This window comes from Streptomyces sp. NPDC093586 (assembly GCF_044764905.1).
GTDB lineage: Bacteria > Actinomycetota > Actinomycetes > Streptomycetales > Streptomycetaceae > Streptomyces.
The window spans coordinates 65119-80273 of record NZ_JBIWJA010000011.1 but is presented as its reverse complement, the minus strand read 5'-3'; the positions used below and the strand labels follow the sequence as shown (position 1 = coordinate 80273).

Annotated in this window: 16 protein-coding genes; 11 read left to right on the top strand and 5 right to left on the bottom strand. The window is 74.9% G+C overall.

Annotated features, from left to right (window positions below; all coding sequences use genetic code 11):
• Positions 1 to 2: 2 nt before the first annotated feature.
• The 11 genes from hisI to lgt all read left to right on the top strand — a co-directional run bounded on the left by hisI (position 3) and on the right by lgt (position 8910).
• Positions 3 to 410 carry a phosphoribosyl-AMP cyclohydrolase gene (gene hisI, locus ACIRFH_RS14460; protein WP_403520290.1) on the top strand — a complete coding sequence of 136 codons (408 nt, stop codon included), beginning with the start codon at positions 3 to 5 and terminating at the stop codon, positions 408 to 410.
• 11 nt (positions 411 to 421) lie between these two features.
• Positions 422 to 1921, top strand: a complete 1500-nt coding sequence (locus tag ACIRFH_RS14455; protein WP_403520288.1) for an anthranilate synthase component I — start codon at positions 422 to 424, stop codon at positions 1919 to 1921.
• 62 nt (positions 1922 to 1983) lie between these two features.
• Positions 1984 to 2625 (top strand): TIGR02234 family membrane protein, encoded by a 642-nt coding sequence (locus tag ACIRFH_RS14450; RefSeq protein ID WP_403520287.1) that lies wholly within the window; start codon positions 1984 to 1986, stop codon positions 2623 to 2625.
• A 198-nt stretch (positions 2626 to 2823) separates the two neighbouring features.
• A complete protein-coding gene (locus tag ACIRFH_RS14445; protein WP_403520285.1) occupies positions 2824 to 3075 on the top strand; it encodes an HGxxPAAW family protein in 252 nt (83 codons plus the stop codon).
• A gap of 96 nt (positions 3076 to 3171) precedes the next feature.
• Positions 3172 to 3636 carry a DUF2752 domain-containing protein gene (locus ACIRFH_RS14440; RefSeq protein ID WP_403520477.1) on the top strand — a complete coding sequence of 155 codons (465 nt, stop codon included), beginning with the start codon at positions 3172 to 3174 and terminating at the stop codon, positions 3634 to 3636.
• Between the two features lie 117 nt (positions 3637 to 3753).
• Positions 3754 to 4563, top strand: a complete 810-nt coding sequence (gene trpC, locus ACIRFH_RS14435; RefSeq protein ID WP_403520283.1) for an indole-3-glycerol phosphate synthase TrpC — start codon at positions 3754 to 3756, stop codon at positions 4561 to 4563.
• Positions 4564 to 4583: 20 nt separating this feature from the next.
• The gene (gene trpM, locus ACIRFH_RS14430; protein WP_403520281.1) at positions 4584 to 4823 is read left to right on the top strand and encodes a tryptophan biosynthesis modulator TrpM; all 240 of its coding nucleotides are present in this window, start codon (positions 4584 to 4586) and stop codon (positions 4821 to 4823) included.
• A 64-nt stretch (positions 4824 to 4887) separates the two neighbouring features.
• Complete coding sequence (gene trpB, locus ACIRFH_RS14425; RefSeq protein ID WP_403520279.1) at positions 4888 to 6174, top strand: tryptophan synthase subunit beta; 1287 nt, start codon at positions 4888 to 4890, stop codon at positions 6172 to 6174.
• Positions 6171 to 6986 carry a tryptophan synthase subunit alpha gene (gene trpA, locus ACIRFH_RS14420; RefSeq protein ID WP_403520277.1) on the top strand — a complete coding sequence of 272 codons (816 nt, stop codon included), beginning with the start codon at positions 6171 to 6173 and terminating at the stop codon, positions 6984 to 6986. The genes trpB and trpA overlap by 4 nt, the downstream gene beginning before the upstream one ends.
• Before the next feature lie 87 nt (positions 6987 to 7073).
• Positions 7074 to 7844 (top strand): DsbA family protein, encoded by a 771-nt coding sequence (locus tag ACIRFH_RS14415; protein WP_403520275.1) that lies wholly within the window; start codon positions 7074 to 7076, stop codon positions 7842 to 7844.
• Between the two features lie 82 nt (positions 7845 to 7926).
• Entirely contained in the window at positions 7927 to 8910 is a 984-nt protein-coding gene (gene lgt / locus ACIRFH_RS14410; protein WP_403520273.1) for a prolipoprotein diacylglyceryl transferase, read from the top strand.
• Positions 8911 to 8968: 58 nt separating this feature from the next.
• Here lgt and ACIRFH_RS14405 read toward each other — a convergent pair whose 3' ends face one another.
• Genes ACIRFH_RS14405 through ACIRFH_RS14385 form a run of 5 tightly spaced genes read right to left on the bottom strand, consistent with a single transcriptional unit; the run spans position 8969 to position 15096 of the window.
• Positions 8969 to 9793 (bottom strand): HpcH/HpaI aldolase/citrate lyase family protein, encoded by an 825-nt coding sequence (locus ACIRFH_RS14405; RefSeq protein ID WP_403520271.1) that lies wholly within the window; start codon positions 9791 to 9793, stop codon positions 8969 to 8971.
• Positions 9790 to 11016 carry a CaiB/BaiF CoA transferase family protein gene (locus ACIRFH_RS14400; protein WP_403520269.1) on the bottom strand — a complete coding sequence of 409 codons (1227 nt, stop codon included), beginning with the start codon at positions 11014 to 11016 and terminating at the stop codon, positions 9790 to 9792. Before ACIRFH_RS14400 ends, ACIRFH_RS14405 begins: the two co-directional genes overlap by 4 nt.
• Complete coding sequence (locus ACIRFH_RS14395; RefSeq protein WP_403520267.1) at positions 10998 to 12380, bottom strand: ADP-ribosylglycohydrolase family protein; 1383 nt, start codon at positions 12378 to 12380, stop codon at positions 10998 to 11000. The genes ACIRFH_RS14400 and ACIRFH_RS14395 overlap by 19 nt, the downstream gene beginning before the upstream one ends.
• Entirely contained in the window at positions 12368 to 13543 is a 1176-nt protein-coding gene (locus tag ACIRFH_RS14390) for an ADP-ribosylglycohydrolase family protein (protein ID WP_403520266.1), read from the bottom strand. Before ACIRFH_RS14390 ends, ACIRFH_RS14395 begins: the two co-directional genes overlap by 13 nt.
• Positions 13540 to 15096 (bottom strand): ADP-ribosylglycohydrolase family protein, encoded by a 1557-nt coding sequence (locus tag ACIRFH_RS14385; protein ID WP_403520475.1) that lies wholly within the window; start codon positions 15094 to 15096, stop codon positions 13540 to 13542. Before ACIRFH_RS14385 ends, ACIRFH_RS14390 begins: the two co-directional genes overlap by 4 nt.
• Positions 15097 to 15155: the final 59 nt, after the last annotated feature.

Genomic DNA, 15155 nt, shown 5'->3' with positions numbered 1-15155 from the left:
CAATGGGCGTCATGACCAGCAGCTCCTCCCGGCGCCCCAGTCCGCTCGACCCGGAGATCGCCGCGCGCCTCAAGCGCAACGCCGACGGCCTCGTACCCGCCATCGCCCAGCAGTACGACACCGGGGAGGTGCTGATGCTCGGCTGGATGGACGACGAGGCACTGCACCGCACGCTGACCACGGGCCGCTGCACCTACTGGTCGCGCAGCCGCCGGGAGTACTGGGTCAAGGGCGACACCTCGGGGCACGTCCAGCGGGTGAAGTCCGTCGCCCTGGACTGCGACGCCGACACCGTCCTCGTCAAGGTCGACCAGACCGGCGCCGCCTGCCACACCGGCGACCGCACCTGCTTCGACGCCGACGTGCTGCTCGAGGACGCCGGTTCCGGCGTACCGGGCTCGGATCAGTAGGGTCGGCCGCCATGGACCTCGAGACGTTCCGCAAGCTGGCCGCCGACCGCCGGGTCGTCCCGGTCACCCGCAAACTCCTCGCCGACGGCGACACCCCGGTCGCCCTGTACCGCAAGCTCGCCGCCGAGCGCCCCGGCACGTTCCTGCTGGAGTCCGCCGAGAACGGCCGCACGGCGTTCCAATGGTCTCGGTACTCCTTCGTCGGCGTCCGCAGCGCCGCCACCCTCACCGAGCGGGACGGCGAGGCCCACTGGCAGGGCACCCCGCCCGTCGGCGTCCCCACCGGCGGCGACCCGCTCGCCGTCCTGCGCGCCACCGTCGAGGCCCTGCACACCCCCCGCGACCTCGCCCACGACCTGGCCCTGCCGCCCTTCACCGGCGGCATGGTCGGCTACCTCGGCTACGACATCGTGCGCCGCCTGGAGAAGGTCGGCCCGGGGGAGCGCGACGACCTGAGGCTCCCCGAGCTGACCATGCTGCTCACCAGCGACCTCGCCGTCATGGACCACTGGGAGGGCACGGTCCTGCTGATCGCCAACGCGATCAACCACAACGACCTCGAGACGGGCGTCGACGAGGCCTACGCCGATGCGGTCGCCCGCCTGGACGCCATGGAGGCCGACCTCACGCGCGCCGTGGCCCAGCCCCCGGCCGCCCTGCCGCCCTCCGAGCTGCCCGAGTACACCGCGCTGTGGGGCGGCCCCGACTTCCAGGACGCCGTCGAGGACATCAAGGAGCGCATCCGCGCGGGCGAGGCCTTCCAGGTCGTCCCCTCCCAGCGCTTCGAGACGCCGTGCACGGCGAGCGCCCTGGACGTGTACCGGGTGCTGCGGGCCACCAACCCCTCCCCGTACATGTACCTGCTGCGCCTCGACGGCTTCGACGTCGTCGGCTCGTCCCCCGAGGCGCTGGTCAAGGTCGAGGACGGGCGGGCCATGGTCCACCCCATCGCCGGCACCCGGCACCGCGGCGCCACCCCGCAGGAGGACCAGGCCCTCGCCGACGAACTCCTCGCCGACCCCAAGGAGCGCGCCGAGCACCTGATGCTCGTCGACCTCGGGCGCAACGACCTCGGGCGCGTCTGCGAACCCGGCTCGGTCGAGGTCGTCGACTTCATGTCCGTCGAGCGCTACTCGCACGTCATGCACATCGTCTCGACGGTCACCGGACGGGTCGCCCCGGGCCGCACCGCCTTCGACGTCCTCACCGCCTGCTTCCCGGCCGGCACCCTCTCCGGCGCCCCCAAGCCGCGCGCCCTGCAGATCATCGACGAACTCGAACCCTCCCGCCGCGGCCTGTACGGCGGCTGCGTCGGCTACCTCGACTTCGCCGGCGACTCCGACACCGCCATCGCCATCCGCACGGCACTGCTGCGCGACGGCACGGCCTACGTGCAGGCGGGCGCCGGGATCGTCGCCGACTCCGACCCGGTCGCCGAGGACACCGAATGCCGCAACAAGGCGGCGGCGGTGCTGCGGGCGGTGCACACCGCCAACCGGCTGGGGCGATAGGGCCCTTCTCACGCTGCGGATTCCGTACCCCGGGTGACGTATCGCCCGGGGTTCGGGCGATAGTGGAGTACGTGACAGCTGTTCCTCACCCCCGTACTCCCGCCGCAGGACCCGCCCGGGCCGGCCGCCGGAGCCTCGCCGCCGCCCTGCTGTGCGGTGCGCTCGGCGCGGCCGTCGCTCTGCTCGCCACCCGGCAGGAGTGGTCCCAGGGCACCGCGACGGTGGCCGGCGGCGCGTTCCCCCTGACCGCCAAGGGCAGCGACGTCACGGGCGTCCCCGCGGCGCTCGCGGTCGTGGGCCTCGCCGCGCTCGTCGCCGTCTTCGCCGTCCGCCGCGCCGGCCGGTTCGCCGTCGCCGCCCTGCTCGCGCTGAGCGGCGCGGGCACCGTCGCCGCGGCCCTGGCCGGCGCCTCCGACAGCTCCGCGCTGGACGACAAGGCCGCCGAGGCGGCCGGCGACACCTCGGCCACCGTGGACGCCCTCTCCCACACCGCCTGGCCGTACGTCGCGGCCGCCGGCGGCGTCCTGCTCCTGCTGGCCGGGCTGCTCGCCCTGCGCTACGGCCGGCTGTGGCCCGCCATGTCCGGCCGCTACGAGCGCGACGGCACCCCGCGCCCGCGCCGCAGGCCGCAGACCGTGGACCCCGACCGCCCCGAGGACCTGTGGAAGGCCCTGGACCGCGGCGAGGACCCGACCGGCGCCTGACCCGCGGCGGCCCCGGCAGGAACACACGGTTCGACCGCGCACGCCGGGGCACCCGTACACGCGCCACGCACGCCCGGGGCGTCCGGTGGCCGCCACGCGTGCGTGGAGGAGCACCCCCGGTCACGACGCGCGCGCCCGTACGGGACAATGGGCACGAGCGACCTGCTCAGACACGTACACAGCAACGAGGAGCAAGCAATGGCGGGCAGCAGCCACGGTCACACCCCGGCCGCCTGGACGGGTGTCATCATCGCCTTCATCGGTTTCTGCATCGCGGGCGTGTTCATGGTGGCGGCCCAGCCGGCGGGCTTCTGGGCCGGCATGGCGGTCGTGCTCCTCGGTGGCCTCGTGGGTCTCATCATGCGCATGATGGGTCTCGGCCAGCCGAAGGAGGACCACCCGGTGCACCGGGTCGCCGGTGAGCGCGAGCCGGCCGGCGCCAAGGGCTGACCCGGCCGTAATCGCGCAGTACTCCCTGAGGGGTGGACCGGCACCAGGGGTGCCGGGGCCGCCCCTCACATGCGTGCACGGCCCGTGCCGGGCAGAATGCGGGACGTGGACGCCGAGAGCCGGAAACCGACCCCGACCAGGGCCCTTCCCCGCCCGGGCGCACCGGCCGCCGCGGCCCGCGTCGCCGTCCCGGCCGGGGTGCTGGCGGCCGTCGTCGGCGCCTTCGCCTACGTGGGGAGCGTGGACCCCAACGAGTCCGGCCACTACCCCGTCTGCCCGCTGCTGCGCTTCACCGGCCTCTACTGTCCCGGCTGCGGCGGTCTGCGCAGCGCCCACGCGTTCGTCCACGGGGACGTCCTGGCCGCGCTGCACGCCAACGCCCCGGCCGTCCTCGGTTACCTGGGCTTCGCCGTGCTGTGGTCCGTCTGGACGATCCGCGCCGTGCGGGGCCGGCCCGTCAGGATCGACCTGGGCCCGGTGCACCTGTGGACGCTGGGCACGCTGCTGCTGGTCTTCACCGTTGTCCGGAACCTGCCGTTCGGTGGCTGGCTCCATCCTTGATCACCCGGCGGGCGTCCAGGTAGTGGGACCGCCGCGCACCGGATGCGAGGCCTGCTCGCTCCTGCGGATACCATCGGAGTGACCACAGGTTTCGCCGTCTGAAAGGGGGCCGCTCGCGTGAGTGTGCTCGACGAGATCATCGACGGAGTCCGTGCCGACCTCGCGGAACGGCAGGCGCGCGTCAGCCTCGACGAGCTCAAGGAGCGCGCGGCCAAGGCCCGCCCCGCCCAGGACGGCGTCAGCGCCCTGCGGGGCGACGGCGTCAAGGTCATCTGCGAGGTCAAGCGGTCCAGCCCGTCCAAGGGCGCACTGGCCGCCATCGCCGACCCGGCCGGACTCGCCGCGGACTACGAGGCGGGCGGCGCGGCCGTCATCTCCGTCCTCACCGAACAGCGCCGCTTCGGCGGCTCGCTGGCCGACCTGGACTCCGTCCGCGCGCGCGTGGACATTCCCGTGCTGCGCAAGGACTTCATCGTCACGTCGTACCAGCTGTGGGAGGCCCGGGCGCACGGCGCCGACCTCGTGCTGCTGATCGTCGCGGCCCTCGACCAGCCGGCCCTGGAGTCGCTGATCGAGCGCGCCGAGTCCATCGGACTCACCCCGCTCGTCGAGGTGCACGACGAGGACGAGGTCGAGCGCGCGGTGGACGCCGGCGCCAGGATCATCGGCGTCAACGCGCGCAACCTGAAGACCCTCGAGGTCGACCGCGGCACGTTCGAACGGGTCGCCCCCGAGATCCCCGCGCACATCGTCAAGGTCGCCGAGTCCGGCGTCCGCGGCCCGCACGACCTCATCGCCTACGCCAACGAGGGCGCGGACGCGGTCCTGGTCGGCGAGTCCCTGGTCACCGGCCGGGATCCGAAGACGGCCGTCTCCGACCTGGTGGCCGCGGGCGAACACCCGGCGCTCCGGCACGGGCGCGGCTGACCCCGGTAGGCTTGCCGACGATGACCCTCCCGCTCACCCCGGCCGCCCGGGACCCGTACGCCCGCCTCGCGCGCGGCTGCCGGCCCCGAGGCTGCCGCGCGCCCGCCCGCCGGGTGCACGGGCGCCGGGTGCGGTACGTCATCGGTGACGAACCCGGGCAGGTCAACGGCATGCGATGGCAGCGCCCCGCAAGGGGCGCGGGGCTGTACGGAATGTGCGACTCCGTCGCGCGGGCGCGACCGGCCACGACCGGCTCGTAGCCGACAACACGACACCCGCCCCCACGGCGATCAGTCCCACAGACACTCACCGTGAGGTACACGCATGCCCAGCACCTTCTTCATCCCCGACCCGGAGGGGCGGACCCCCAGCCCCGAGGGCTACTTCGGCGCCTTCGGCGGCAAGTTCATCCCGGAGGCCCTCGTCGCGGCGGTCGACGAGGTGGCCGTCGAGTACGACAAGGCCAAGTCCGACCCGGAGTTCGCCCGCGAGCTGGACGACCTCCTGGCCCACTACACCGGCCGCCCCTCGGCGCTCACCGAGGTCCCCCGCTTCGCCGCGGAAGCGGGCGGCGCCCGGATCTTCCTCAAGCGCGAGGACCTGAACCACACCGGCTCGCACAAGATCAACAACGTGCTCGGCCAGGCCCTGCTCACCAAGCGCATGGGCAAGACCCGCGTGATCGCCGAGACCGGCGCCGGCCAGCACGGCGTGGCGACGGCGACCGCCTGCGCGCTGTTCGGCCTCGACTGCACCATCTACATGGGCGAGATCGACACCCAGCGCCAGGCCCTCAACGTGGCCCGCATGCGCATGCTCGGCGCCGAGGTCATCGCCGTGAAGTCCGGCAGCCGCACCCTGAAGGACGCCATCAACGAGGCGTTCCGCGACTGGGTCGCCAACGTCGACCGCACCCACTACCTGTTCGGCACGGTCGCCGGCCCCCACCCCTTCCCGGCGATGGTCCGCGACTTCCACCGCGTCATCGGCGTCGAGGCCCGCCGCCAGCTCCTGGAGCAGGCCGGACGCCTCCCCGACGCCGCCGTCGCCTGCGTCGGCGGCGGCTCCAACGCCATCGGCCTCTTCCACGCCTTCATCCCCGACGAAGGCGTCCGCCTCATCGGCTGCGAGCCCGCCGGGCACGGCATCGAGACCGGCGAGCACGCGGCCACCCTGACCGCGGGCGAGCCCGGCATCCTGCACGGCTCCCGGTCCTACGTCCTCCAGGACGACGAGGGCCAGATCACCGAGCCGTACTCCATCTCGGCCGGCCTGGACTACCCGGGCATCGGACCCGAGCACGCCCACCTCAAGGACTCCGGCCGCGGCGAGTACCGCGCGGTCACCGACGACGCCGCCATGCAGGCGCTGCGCCTGCTGTCCCGCACCGAGGGCATCATCCCGGCCATCGAGTCCGCCCACGCCCTCGCCGGCGCGCTGGAGGTCGGCAGGGAGCTGGGCCCGGACGGGCTGATCGTGGTCAACCTGTCCGGCCGCGGCGACAAGGACATGGACACCGCCGCCCGCTACTTCGGGCTGTACGACACCGACGCCGAGGTCGCCGCCGACGAGGCCGGCACCACCGCCGAGATCGAGGGGGACGCCAAGTGAGCGGGAACGTGCGGCTGCTGAACGACACCCTCGCCGCGGCGAAGGCCGAGGGCCGCGCCGCCCTCATCGCCTACCTCCCGGCCGGGTTCCCGACCGTCGACGGCGGCATCGAGGCGGTCAAGGCCGCGCTCGACGGCGGCGCCGACGTCGTCGAGGTGGGGCTGCCGCACAGCGACCCCGTCCTCGACGGCCCGGTCATCCAGACCGCCGACGACATCGCCCTGCGCGGCGGCGTCCGGATCGCCGACGTGATGCGCACGGTCCGAGAGGCCCACGAGGCCACCGGCAAGCCGATCCTCGTCATGACGTACTGGAACCCCATCGACCGCTACGGCGTCGAGCGTTTCACCGCCGAGCTCGCCGAGGCGGGCGGCGCCGGGTGCATCCTGCCCGACCTGCCCGTCCAGGAGTCGGCGCTGTGGCGGGAGCACGCCGACAAGCACGGGCTCGCCACGGTCTTCGTGGTCGCGCCCAGCAGCAAGGACGCGCGGCTCGCCGAGATCACCGCGGCCGGCAGCGGCTTCGTCTACGCCGCCTCCCTCATGGGCGTCACCGGCACCCGCGAGTCGGTCGGCGCGCAGGCCGAGGACCTGGTGCGGCGCACCCGCGCCACCACCGACATCCCGGTCTGCGTCGGGCTCGGCGTCTCCGACGCCGCGCAGGCCGCCGAGGTCGCCGGCTTCGCCGACGGCGTGATCGTCGGCTCCGCCTTCGTCAAGCGGATGCTGGACGCCCCCGACGAGAGGGCCGGCCTGGAGGGCGTCCGCGCGCTCGCCGCCGACCTGGCCGAGGGAGTGCGCCGTCGGGCGTGACGGCAAGGCACGTGACAGGGATCCCCCGTACGGGTGGACCTGGGACCGGGGAGGCGCTGTGCGCCTCCCCGGTTCGTTCTGCGGGGTGTGAGCGACAAGAACCGAGAGGGACAGCGCACCGCCCGCCAGAAGCTGGCGGCCCAGCGCGAGAAGCAGAAGTCCAGGGACAAGCGCCGGCGCGCGCTGATCGTGGGCGTGTCCGTGGTCGGCGTCCTGGGACTGGCCGCGGTGGTCGGCGTGGTCGCCGCGAACGCCGGCAAGGACGACAGCGAGACGGCCGGCCCGGTCGTGGCGCCCTCGGGCGCCCAGGGCAAGGACAGCCTGGCCATCCCCGTCGGCAAGGAGAGCGCCAAGTCGACGCTCACCGTCTGGGAGGACTTCCGCTGCCCGGCCTGCAAGGGCTTCGAGCTGACGTACCGCGACACGATCCACGAGCTCACCGACGCGGGGAAGCTCAAGGTCGAGTACCACCTGGCGACGATCATCGACGGCAACATGGGCGGCAGCGGTTCCCGCAGGGCGGCCAACGCCGCCGCCTGCGCCCAGGACGCCGGCAAGTTCCCGGCGTACCACGACGTGCTGTACAGCAACCAGCCCGAGGAGACCGACGACGCCTTCGCCGCCGACGGCAAGCTGATCGAGCTGGCCGGCAAGGTGGACGGCCTGGACACCCCCGCCTTCCGGAAGTGCGTGAAGGACGGCACGCACGACAGCTGGGTCGAGAAGTCCAACAAGGCCTTCCTGAGCGCCGGCCTCAGCGGCACGCCGACCGTGCTGCTGGACGGCAAGGACATCTACAAGGAGGAATCCATGACACCGGCCAAGCTGAAGAAGCTCGTGCAGGACGCCAACGAGTAGGTCACCCGGGCCCTCCCGTTACGGACCCGTAGCCGGGCTGCCCGCCGCGCCCCCCGTCCCACACGGTAGCGTCGACCCTGCCATGGAACTTGCCTTCATTCCCAGCCCGTCGCGCGGGGTGCTGCACCTCGGTCCCATCCCGCTGCGCGGCTACGCGTTCTGCATCATCATCGGCGTCTTCGTTGCCGTCTGGCTCGGCAACAAGCGCTGGATCGCCCGGGGCGGGCGGGCCGGCACGGTGGCCGACATCGCGGTCTGGGCCGTTCCGTTCGGCCTGGTCGGCGGCCGGCTCTACCACGTGATCACGGACTACGAGCTGTACTTCAGCGAGGGCCGCGACTGGGTGGACGCCTTCAAGATCTGGGAGGGCGGCCTCGGCATCTGGGGCGCGATCGCGCTCGGCGCGCTCGGCGCCTGGATCGGCGCCCGGCGCCGGGGCATCCCGATGCCCGCGTACGCCGACGCCGTCGCCCCCGGCATCGCCCTCGCCCAGGCCCTCGGCCGCTGGGGCAACTGGTTCAACCAGGAGCTGTACGGCAGGCCCACCGACCTGCCCTGGGCGCTGAAGATCACGTCGTCGGCCGACGGGCGGGTGCCGGGCACGTACCACCCGACGTTCCTGTACGAATCGCTGTGGTGCGTCGGCGTCGCCCTGCTCGTCATCTGGGCCGACCGCCGCTTCAGGCTCGGCCACGGGCGGGCCTTCGCGCTGTACGTCGCCGCGTACTGCGCGGGCCGCTTCTGGATCGAGTACATGCGCGTCGACGACGCCCACCACATCCTGGGCCTCAGGCTGAACAACTGGACCGCGCTGTTCGTGTTCCTGCTCGCCGTCGTCTACATGGTGCTGTCGGCGCGGCTGCGGCCGGGCCGGGAGGCCGTGGTGGAGCCGGACGCGGAGGGCGCGGAGGGCATCGACGCGGAGACCGGCGACGACGCGAAGGCGGACGCCGGCACGGACGCCGAGGCGCCCGAGGACGCCAAGACCCCCACGGAGTCCGCGAGCGCCGAGGACGCCGGGGACCGCGCCGTGAAGGACGGGGCCGACCCGGCCAAGAAGGGCTGACGGCCCGCCGTACGCAGCCGAGGGCGCCCGGATCTTCTCCGGGCGCCCTCGGCGCGTGTCAGGCCAGGGCGGGCCGCCGGGCCAGGGACAGGGTGCGCCGGGCCGTCGCCACCACCGCCGCGTCGATGAACCGCCCGTCCGGCAGCGCCTGGGCGCCCGGCTGCGCGGTGGCCGCCTTGACGATCGTCTCCGCCTCCTCCAGCTCCCGCTCGGTGGGCAGGTACGCCCGCTCGATGATCGGCAGCTGGCGGGGATGGATGGCGGCGCGGCCCAGGAAGCCCAGGGCGCGGCCGTGGGCGCAGGACGCCGCCAGGCCCTCCAGGTCCCGGGTGTCCGGATGCACCGTCTGCGACGGCGGCGCCAGCCCCGCCGCCCGCGCGGCGACCACCACCCGCGCCCGCGACCAGTCCAGCCCCGCGTCACCCCGTACGCCCAGGTCGGCGCGGAGGTCCGTCTCGCCGAGGGCGATGCCGCGCAGCGACGGGTGGGCGGCGGCGATCGCGTACGCCCGCTCCACGCCCAGGGCCGTCTCCAGCAGCGCGTACAGGGGCGGCCCGCCGGTGGCCCCGGCGACGGCGGCGATCTGCCCGGGGGACGACACCTTGGGCAGGCGCAGCCCGGACAGCCCCGGCAGCGCGGCCACCGCAGCCAGGTCCGCCGCGGCCAGCGGCCCGTCCAGGGCGTTCACCCGCACGTGCACCGGCACCGGCTGCGGGTCGGTGAGCAGCTCGGCGGTGCAGGCGCGGGCGTACTCCTTGCGGTCCGGGGCGACCGCGTCCTCCAGGTCGATCACGACCACGTCGGCCCCGGCCGCCAGCGCCCTGGCCACCACCCGGGGCCGGTCCCCGGGGGCGTACAGCCAGGTCAGCGCGGGGGGCGTCATACGACACCCGCCTCGCGCAGCTCCTTCACGTCCGCCGGGGACAGCCCCAGCTCGGTCAGCACCTCCTCGGTGTCCGCACCGTGCGGCCGGCCGGCCCAGCGGATCGCGCCGGGGGTGGCGGAGAGCCGGAACAGGACGTTCTGCATGCGCAGCGACCCCAGCTCGGGGTCGTCGACCGTGGTGACCGTGTCGAGGGCCTGGTACTGCGGGTCGGTCATCACGTCCCGCACGTCCTGGACCGGGGCGACCGCGGCCTCCGCCTTCTCGAAGGCGGCGAGCACGTCGGCGCGGGTGTGCCGGGCGATCCAGTCGCCGACCGCCGCGTCCAGCACGTCCGCGTGCCGGGCCCGGTCGGCGCCCGTCGCGAACCACGGCTCGTCGATCAGTTCCGGGCGGCCCACCAGGCGCATCACGCGCTCGGCGACCGACTGGGCGGAGGTGGAGACGGCGACCCAGGTGCCGTCGGCGGTGCGGTAGGTGTTGCGCGGGGCGTTGTTCTGGGAGCGGTTGCCGGTGCGCGGCTGGACGTGGCCGAGCTGGTCGTACCAGATCGGCTGCGGGCCCAGCACGGTCAGGATGGGCTCGATGATCGCCATGTCCACGACCTGGCCCTCGCCGGTGAGGTCGCGGGCGGACAGGGCCGTCAGCACGGCGTACGCCGTCGCCAGCGCGGCGATCGAGTCGGCCAGCCCGAACGGCGGCAGCGTCGGGGGCGCGTCCGGCTCGCCGGTCATCGCGGCGAAGCCGCTCATCGCCTCGGCGAGCGTACCGAAGCCGGGGCGGCGCGCGTACGGGCCGAACTGGCCGAAGCCGGTGACCCGGGTGAGGACCAGGCGCGGGTTGACCGAGGACAGCTCGTCCCAGCCCAGGTCCCACTTCTCCAGGGTGCCCGGGCGGAAGTTCTCGATGACGACGTCCGCGGTCGCGGCGAGGCGCAGCAGGGTGGTGCGGCCGGCGGGCTTCGACAGGTCGAGGGTGATCGTGCGCTTGTTGCGGCCCAGCAGCTTCCACCACAGGCCGATGCCGTCCTTCGACGGCCCGTGGCCCCGGGAGGGGTCGGGGCGGGTGGGGTGCTCGACCTTGACGACCTCGGCACCGAAGTCGCCGAGCAGGGTCGCGGCGAGCGGGCCCGCGAAGAGGGTGGCGAGGTCGAGGACGCGCAGGCCGGCCAGGGCGGCCGGGACGGGCAGGGGCGCGGGGGGAGTCACGACGGGCCGGGGCATGAGCGGGTGGCCTCCGTGTGGGTGAGGTGGGCGAGGGTGTCGAAGCCGATGCCGTCGAAGCCGCCGACCGAGGTGGCCAGGCGGTTCTTCAGCGGGGCCGTCCAGTGCTCGGGCAGGGCGGCCGGGGAGCCGGCGAGCAGGCCGGCGACGCTGCCGGCGGTGGCGCCGTTGGAGTCGGTGTCCCAGCCCCCCGACACGGCCCGGCAGACCGAGCCGCTGAAGTCGCCGTCCGCATGGGTGAGGGCGGCGGCGATCAGGGCGGTGTTGGGGACGGCGTGGACCCAGTGATGGGTGGGGGAGTGGGCGGCGTGGAGCGCGTCGACGACCGTGTCGAAGTCGTCGTGCGTCTCGGCGAGCCGAACGGCGTGGCGGACGGCCCCGGCCAGGCGTGAACCGGGCGGGACGACCGTGAGGCCGGTGCGCAGGCAGGCGTGGACGTCGTGGGCGCCGGTGGCGGCGTCGGCGATGACCGCCGCCGCGAACATCGCCGCGTGGACACCGCTGCCCGTGTGGGTGAGGGTCGCGTCACGGTGTGCCTGCCCGGCGGCCGCGGCCGGGTCGCCGGGGTTGGTCCAGCCGTGCACGTCGGCGCGGATCAGAGCGCCGATCCACTCCCGGAAGGGGTTGCGGTGGCGTGCCGTGTGCGGGGGTTCGAGACCGGCGAGGAGGTTGCGGTAGGCGACGCGTTCGGCGGTGAAGACGCGCCCGGCGGGGAGTTCGTCGAGCCAGACGCGGGCGACGTCGGCGGTGGTGAAGGCCCGGCCGTGGCGCTGGAGGAGCAGGAGGCCGAGGAGGGGGTGGTCGAGGTCGTCGTCCTCCGGCATGCCGTCGATGTTCTCGGCGAGGGAGGTGGCCGCGGAGCGACGGTTCCAGGGGTACGCGGCGGTGAGCTCCCCGGGGACGCCCCGGGCCGTGAAGTACCTGGTCAGCGGCCAGTTTCCGGCGGCTCGGGCGAGGCGGCGGATGCCGGTCAGGGGGAGCTTCTCGACGGGCTTGCCGAGGAGGCAGCCGACGGCCCGTCCCAGCCAGGCGGCCTCCAGGCGGTCGGGGGACACGGCCGGCGGCGCGGCGGGGCGCGGTGCGGGCCAGTCCGAGCACCTGGCCCTGATCTCGTCCAGATCCGTGGGTTCCTCCGCCGCGGACGGGCTCGGCAGGGCGGCCAGTTCGTCCAGCAGCTCCTCCGCCAGCAGGCGCAGGTACGGGGAGGCCGGCTGAGGGGAGGCGCCCGCACGGGCGGGGGCGTCGCAGCCGCCCGCCGCGCGCCAGCGGGAGGCGACCGCCGACGCGTCCCGGCCGTCCAGCGCGGCCTGGCGCAGCTCGTGGCCGATCAGGTCCTCGGGCTGGACCCAGGTCAGTCGGAGCATCTCGCGCCTCCGATCGCGGCGAACGCCCGCTCGTGGGCGCGGCGCCGCAGGACGTCCCGCTCGAAGACCTCCCGGGCCACCTCGGTGAGCGTCGCCGCAGGCTGCCACAGGTCCAGGCGGCTCGCCTCCGCGACCGTCTTCGCCCAGTCCTCGGGGACGGGGGAGCCCAGCGCCCCGGCCAGCGCGCCCGCCATCGTGGCGATGGAGTCGCAGTCGCGGCCGTAGTTGACCGCGCCGAGGACCGCGTGGCGGTAGTCGCCGCCGGACACCAGCAGCATGCCCAGGGCGACGGGGAGTTCCTCGATCGCGTGCAGCCGGGACGGGCGACGGGCGCCCAGGGAGGGGGTGCGGTAGTCGGGGCCGACCGTGTCGTACGGCGCGACGGCCTCCCGCAGCGGCGCGAGCGCCGACTCGAACTCCGAGTGGCGCGAGGCCACGTCGCCGACCGCCTCGATCGCCGCCCGGGTGCCGTCCTTCGCCAGGGACAGACAGGCCGACAGCACCGTCTCCGGTGTCGCACCGGGGGCGCAGGCCGCCGCGACCCCCGCCGCGAAGACGCCGGCCGCCTCCCGGCCGTACGACGACTGGTGCGCGCCCGCGACGTCCAGCGCCTCGGCGTACGCGCCCGCCGGGTTGCCCGCGTTGACCAGGCCGACCGGGGCCATGTACATCGCCGCGCCGCAGTTGACGATGTTGCCGGTGCCGGCCTCGCGCGGGTCGACGTGGCCGTAGTGGATCCTCGCCACCAGCCACTTCTCGGCGAGGAAGATCCGCTGGAGCGGGAGGGCTTCCGCCTCCAGTTCCGGGATCCAGCGGGGCGTCGTCATCAGGTCCGGGACCAGGTGCTCGGCGACCGCGTAGGCGTCGAGATGGTCGCGGACCGTGTCGTAGACCCGGACCAGCGCGTGGGTCATCAGGGTGTCGTCGGTGACGTGGCCGTCGCCCTTGTGGTACGGGGCGACGGGGCGGGCGGTGCGCCAGGCGTCGCCGTTCCAGGGGCCGACGACGCCGTGGATCCGGCCGCCGTGGCGCTCAAGGATCTGCTCGGGGGAGTAGCCCTCGACCGGGCCGCCGAGCGCGTCGCCGACGGCCGCCCCGACGAGGGCGCCGGTGACGCGCTCCTCCAGGCTCGCCGTGCCGTTCTCCGACGTACGGGCTGTCATGGTGTGCGTCCTCCTTCGGGGCGGGGCGGGTGCGCGGCGTGCAGGAGTCCGGCGAGTTCCACCAGGTCCGTACCGGTGAGCCGGGGCAGGACGCAGCCGGGGAGCGTGCGGCAGGCGTCGCGCCAGGGCGCGGGGACCGACGCGCCGCCGCCCAGCGCGCCGGTGAGGGCGCCCGCCAGCGCCGGGGCGGAGTCCGCGACGCGGGAGAGGCAGGCCGCCGCCGGTACGGCCTCGGCGATCCGGCCCCGGGCGGCGCGGGCCAGGGCGAGGGCGACCGGTACGGTCTCGGCGGCGGCGACGCCGTAGCTGTAGACGTGGTCGACGATCTGGTGCTCCAGCAGCGGGACCAGGGCGAAGGCGCTCTCCGCCCCGGCCGCGAGGGCGAGTGCCTGCCGGGTGTTGCGGCCGATCTCGGTCTCCACGGGGAGCTCGGCGAGCGCGGCCGTCACACAGGCGTCCACGTCGCCGCCGCCGAGGGCGCACGCCAGTGCCGCCGCCATGGCGCGGGCGCCGTGCACGCCGTCGCCGTCCTGGGTGTAGCGGGCGTCGAACTCGGCGAGGTCGGCGGCGGACCGCGGGGCGCCGGGGTGGGCGACGGCCAGGACGCAGGCCCTCACGCAGGCGGCGTCGTCGAAGTAGTGCGGGTTGTCGTGGCCGGTGGCGGGCGGGCGCAGGCCGGTGGCGAGGTTGCCGAGCCCGGCCCGTACCGAGATGCGGGCCCGCAGCGGCAGTACCGCCGACTCGACCTCGGGGGCGCGGTCCGCCGCGGCGGCCACCTCGCCGGCGACGGCGCTCCAGGTGAGGTCGATCGCGGCACGCGTCCGGCGCTCCCGGCTCAGGTCGCCGAGCGCGCTGTCGTCCCCGGCGCGCAGCAGGGCCTCCGCCGTGAACGCGGCCCACTCGGCGTCGTCCGACGGGCCGAGGCGCAGGGGCTCCGGCGGCTGGTTCAGGGCGACGGGGACGGGGAGGGTGGTGATCGCGTTCTGCTCGGCGAAGGTGTCCAGCCCGCGGGTGAGCCGACGGGTCCACTCGGGCATTCGCGCCGCCCGGTGCCGGGCGGCGGGCCACCCGGCCGCGTCCCCGGCGGCGAGCCCGAGCAGAAGTCCCTCGACCCGCCGGGGTCCGGTGCGCGGCGCCTCGGGGGAGGGGCGGGTGCCGTGAGCCGGGGCGGGCGCCGAGGAGCCGGTGCCGTCGGTGGTGGCCGGCGCCGAGGAGCCGGTGCCGGGCCGGGAGTCTTCGGTGGTGGTCGGTGCCGAAGGGGCGCCGTCGGCACCGGTGTCGTCGTTCTCAGGGGCCGGCGGAGAAGGGGCGCTGCTGGTACGGGGGGCGCCGTCGGCGGCGTCGGGGGCCGGGGTGCTGGTGCCGGGTCGGGCGTCTTCGGTGGTGGTCGGTGCCGAAGGGGCGCCGTGGGTACCGGTGTCGTCGTTCTCAGGGGCCGGCGGAGAAGGGGCGCTGCTGGTACGGGGGGCGCCGTCGGCGGCGTCGGGGGCCGGGGCGCTGGTGCCGGGCTGGGGTTCGGGGCGGTGGGGGGCTCCGGCGGTGGGCCGGGCCACGTCGTCGGGGGCGGCGACGTACGCCGTGGCGGCGGGTTCCTCGGCGGCGGGGCGGGAGC

Excerpts from the sequence above, each read along its gene's own strand:
- ACIRFH_RS14395 (WP_403520267.1), bottom strand. The coding sequence starts at position 12,380 with ATGCTCCGACTGACCTGGGTCCAGCCCGAGGACCTGATCGGCCACGAG.
- ACIRFH_RS14455 (WP_403520288.1), top strand. The coding sequence starts at position 422 with ATGGACCTCGAGACGTTCCGCAAGCTGGCCGCCGACCGCCGGGTCGTC.
- ACIRFH_RS14400 (WP_403520269.1), bottom strand. The coding sequence starts at position 11,016 with ATGCCCCGGCCCGTCGTGACTCCCCCCGCGCCCCTGCCCGTCCCGGCC.
- lgt (WP_403520273.1), top strand. The coding sequence starts at position 7,927 with ATGGAACTTGCCTTCATTCCCAGCCCGTCGCGCGGGGTGCTGCACCTC.
- ACIRFH_RS14440 (WP_403520477.1), top strand. The coding sequence starts at position 3,172 with ATGCGGGACGTGGACGCCGAGAGCCGGAAACCGACCCCGACCAGGGCC.
- trpM (WP_403520281.1), top strand. The coding sequence starts at position 4,584 with ATGACCCTCCCGCTCACCCCGGCCGCCCGGGACCCGTACGCCCGCCTC.
- hisI (WP_403520290.1), top strand. The coding sequence starts at position 3 with ATGGGCGTCATGACCAGCAGCTCCTCCCGGCGCCCCAGTCCGCTCGAC.
- ACIRFH_RS14405 (WP_403520271.1), bottom strand. The coding sequence starts at position 9,793 with ATGACGCCCCCCGCGCTGACCTGGCTGTACGCCCCCGGGGACCGGCCC.
- ACIRFH_RS14390 (WP_403520266.1), bottom strand. The coding sequence starts at position 13,543 with ATGACAGCCCGTACGTCGGAGAACGGCACGGCGAGCCTGGAGGAGCGC.
- trpB (WP_403520279.1), top strand. The coding sequence starts at position 4,888 with ATGCCCAGCACCTTCTTCATCCCCGACCCGGAGGGGCGGACCCCCAGC.
- ACIRFH_RS14445 (WP_403520285.1), top strand. The coding sequence starts at position 2,824 with ATGGCGGGCAGCAGCCACGGTCACACCCCGGCCGCCTGGACGGGTGTC.